The 4714-nt window shown below is 41.0% G+C and carries 1 protein-coding gene; it reads right to left on the bottom strand.

Features of this window, described 5'->3' with window-relative positions:
- On the bottom strand, window positions 1–4714 hold a 4714-nt coding region (locus tag BGL89_RS17260), incomplete at both ends, for a non-ribosomal peptide synthetase (protein ID WP_286826766.1).

The raw sequence follows: 4714 nt of genomic DNA, 5'->3' as shown, positions 1-4714 counted from the left end.
ATCTCTAAGGAACGCTCAAGGCAAATGCCGACTAAAGTATCAGGTTTAACCCCCAAAGATTGTAAATAATGTGCTAATTGATTAGCTCGACGATTTAACTCATTATAGGTTAATTGTTGCTGGGAACAGACCACCGCTACCGCGTCGGGTGTGCGTTTTACCTGTTCCTCAAATAATTGATGAATACACTTATACTCAGGATAGTCAACTTGAGTATTATTCCACTCAATTAATAACTGATTAGTTTCACTTTCTGTCAATAAGGGTAATTGGGAAATCCGCTCTTGAGGATTGGCTACAATCCCCTCTAATAAGTTAATAAAATGCCATGATAGTCGTTCAATAGTGCTACTGTCAAACAAATCAGTATTATATTCCCAGACACCTTTTAAGCCATCATCGGTGTTAACCATTGCTAAGGTTAAATCAAACTTAGCTGTGGTATTTTCCGGTGGCAAATCTGTCACCGTTAATCCCGTCATTGCAATCTCAGACTTGGGTGTATTTTGCAGGACAAAAGCGACTTGAAATAGGGGAGTATGGCTCAAATCCCGTTCCGGTTGCAACGCTTCGACTAACATTTCAAAGGGTAAGTCTTGATGCGCGTAAGCATCCATGGTCACTTCCCGAACACGGGTTAATAACTGACTAAAACTCGGATTATCTGATAAATCCGTCCGCATCACTAAAGTATTCACAAAAAAGCCGATTAAACCCTCAATTTCGCTGCGATTACGGTTAGCAATGGGAGTTCCTACCAAAATATCACCGGAACCTGTATAACGATACAGTAAAGCATCAAAAGCAGCCAACAGCGTCATAAATAATGTCACCCCTTGTTGGTGACTCAATTCAGTCAAAGCTTGGCTAAGTTTGGGGGAAAGGGAAAATTCTTGCTGAGTACCGACAAAGCTTTGCACCGCAGGTCGAGGATGGTCTGTGGGAAGAGATAATAAAGGGGGTGCAGCTGTTAGTTGATTTTGCCAGTAATTTAATTGACTTTGCAGGACATCCCCTTGTAACCATTGTTTTTGCCAGAGTGCAAAATCTCCATACTGAATCGGTAAGGGAGCTAAATTTGCGGGTTGATTCTGCACATAAGCATTATATAAGCTGGTCAATTCGTGAATCAACACTTCGATTGACCAACCATCACTAATAATGTGGTGCATACACACTAACAAGAGATGTTCCGTCTCAGATAGCACCACTAAAGTGATTCTGATTAAGGATTCTTTGGCTAAATCAAAGGGTTGAGTCGCTTGTTTTTGCTTTAATTGCTGTGTTTTTTCTGCTTGTTCATGGATGGGTAAATCTTGTAAATCAACGACCGATATTGTCTCCCTTGTTGTTTGAATAACCTGAGTCGGTTGTCCACCAATCGTGACAAAATTAGTCCGTAATACTTCATGGCGATCGCAAATTTCTTGTAAACTTTGTTCTAAGGCCTTTTGATTGAGGTTGCCTCGGAAATGCAACACCATCGGTATATTATATAAAGCGCTATTTGGTTGCAATTGATCTAAAAACCATAAACGCTGTTGAGCAAAAGATAGAGGTAGTTCTGTATCCTTAGTTCTCGGTAAAATGGGGGGTACTGTTAGAGTGAGATTTTGCTGCTGTAGTTGTCCAATAAGATGCGCTAATTCGGCTACCGTAGCTGCACCAAATAAACTCCGCAAAGGTAGTTCTATTTTAAATAAACTCCGAATCCGCGAGACTAATTGAGTTGCGAGGAGAGAATGGCCGCCAATTTCAAAGAAATTATCATAAATTCCCACTTGCTCTACTTTGAGTATTTCTGTCCAAATTTGCACCAACATCTCTTCAATTCCATTGCGTGGTGCTACATATTGATCCCGGCGATTCCCTATTTTATCTGGTGCGGGTAAAGCGCGACGATCTACCTTACGATTAGTAGTAAGGGGTAAAGATTCCAGAAAAACAAAAGCTTGAGGAACCATATATAGAGGCAATTTACTGGACAGAAACTGACGCAGTTCACTAATCATCGGTATCCGTTCGTAATGAGCTACTATGTAGGCGACTAAATATTTATCCCCCGGAGTATCTTCGCGAATAATCACACAAGATGTTTGTACATCAATATTTTGGTTAAGTACCGCTTCAATTTCTCCTAACTCAATACGGAATCCGCGAATTTTAACCTGATTATCAATCCGGCCAAAACATTCAATATTACCATCGGGTAAATAACGCGCTAAATCTCCCGTTTTATACAACCGATTGAAAGCTGCATTAGCAAAGGGATTGTTAATAAATTTTTCAGCAGTTAATTCGGGACGATTCAGATAACCCCGCGCTAAACGAACACCGCATAAATGCAATTCTCCCTTAACTCCAATGGGTACAGGTTGCAGATTTTGATCCAGAACATAGGCTTTTGTGTTAGCAATGGGACGACCAATCAGCACCGAATTGATTTTCTCTGACTGATAATCTAGCAAGTCATGAACTATGGCGGTTACAGACGCTTCTGTGGGTCCATAGACGTTGATACATTGAACCCGTTTCCCGACCATTTGTCGCCAAATATTGACGGTTTCTGGTAACACTGCATCCCCTCCCACAGCGACAACCCGCAGACTGGATGGTACAGTAGCTAATGATTGGGAAACGGCGAGCGCCCATTCATGCCAATAGGCGGGGGTAATATTTAAAAGGGTGAGACTTTCTTGTTCGATAAAATCGGCAAAATCAGTCAAAGTTGCAAACATTTGCCCTGGTCTTAAGACCACTGTGCCACCTTTTAACCAGGTGGGAAAAATTTCTTCCGCAGCGACATCAAAACCAAAGGAAGCAAACTGTAAAACGCGATCAGATTCTGTTAAACCGAATACTTCACTAATGCCCCAACTATGGTTAACTAAGGCTTCGTGGGTTAACATTACCCCTTTCGGTTTACCCGTTGAACCAGATGTATATAATAGGCATAGTAGATTTTCTGCTGCTACTTCACTGAAGGGATTTTCTGGACTTTGAACTGTCAATATCTCGGATAATTTATCTAAGACAATTACCCCCACATCTTCTACTGGCAAAGAATCGAGTAAACTTTCTTGAGTTAGCAGTAGAGAAATTTGGGCATCTTCTGCCATGTAGGTTAACCGTTGCTGGGGATAATCGGGATCTAAAGGGACATAAGCTCCCCCAGCTTTGAGAACGGCTAATAATCCGACAATTACCAACAGCGATCGCTCTAGATAAATGCCAACTAAAACTTCTGAACTTACTCCCAAAGATTGTAAATAATGGGCTAGTTGATTTGCTTGAATATTTAACTGTTGATAGGTTAATTCTTGACCTTCAAATACCACTGCTACGGCATTCGGTGTTCGTTCTGCTTGTTCTTCAAATAAATGATGAACACATTGATGGAAAGGATAATCTTTTTCCGTCGCATTCCAATCTTTTAATAATTGTTGTGACTCTACCTCTGTTAACAAGGGTAGTTGGGAAATTTGCTGTTGAGGGTTAGCAACAATTGCTTCTAGCAATGTCACAAAATTCCCCGCCAATCGTTCAATGGTGCTACGCTCAAATAGGTCTGTATTATACTCCCATACACCCCTTAATCCTCTATCAGTATTTTCCATTGCCAAGGTTAAATCAAACTTAGCCGTTGCATTTTCTGTTAACAAGGGACTGGCAGTTAATCCTATTAATTCTAACTGGGATAGGGGTTCATTTTGCAGTAAAAAGTCCACTTGAAAGAGGGGAGCATGGCTTAAATCTCGTTCTGGTTGTAAGACTTCTACTAACATCTCAAAAGGCAAATCTTGATGAGTGTAAGCATCCATTGCCATTTCTCGAACGCGAATTAATAACTCATTAAAACTAGGATTGCCTGACAAATCAGTTCGTAAAACTAAAGTATTGACAAAAAAGCCGATTAATCCTGCCAATTCACTGCGATTACGGTTAGCAATAGGAGTTCCAATTAAGATGTCTTCCTGTTCCGTATAACGGTAAAGCAAGACATCAAAAGCTGTTAACAGGGTCATAAATAAGGTGACACCCTGTTCTTGAGTCAGTTGGGTGAGTTTTTGACTTAATTCCCAGGAAAGGGTAAAGGGAAGATGGGCACCAGCAAAACTCTGTACAGCTGGTCGAGGTCGGTCTGTGGGAAGGGATAATAACGCGGGAGCATCTGCTAACTGTTTTTGCCAGTAATCTAATTGACGTTGCAGAATATCTCCCTGTAACCACTGTTTTTGCCAAAGAGTGTAATCACCGTACTGAATCGGTAACGGACTTAAAGATGAGGGCTGATTTTGAATGTACGCGTTATAGAGGTCGGTTAATTCCTGAAGAAATACCCCCATTGACCAGCCATCACTGACAATGTGGTGCATACAGACTAACAAGATGTGTTCCGTTTCAGATAACACGACTAAAGTGGTTCTGATTAAGGGTTCACTTGCTAAGTCAAAGGGTTGAATCGCTTGGTTTTGTGCTAACTCTTGGGAGGCAATTACTTTTTCACTGCTAGATAAATGCTGTAAATCAACTACCGTAACTGTCCAGGTTCGCGTTTGTATAACCTGGGTAGGGATACCATCAACGCTAATGAAGTTAGTCCTTAAGGCTTCATGGCGATCGCAAATTTCTTCTAAACTCTGGATTAAGATTTCTGAGTTTAAAGTTCCCTCTAAACCCAAGGCTAGGGGGATATTATAAAAAGAACTATTCG

This window comes from Microcystis sp. LSC13-02 (assembly GCA_002282935.1).
GTDB lineage: Bacteria > Cyanobacteriota > Cyanobacteriia > Cyanobacteriales > Microcystaceae > Microcystis.
Note: the sequence above shows the minus strand (reverse complement) of the source record. Positions and strands in the feature narration are given on the sequence as shown.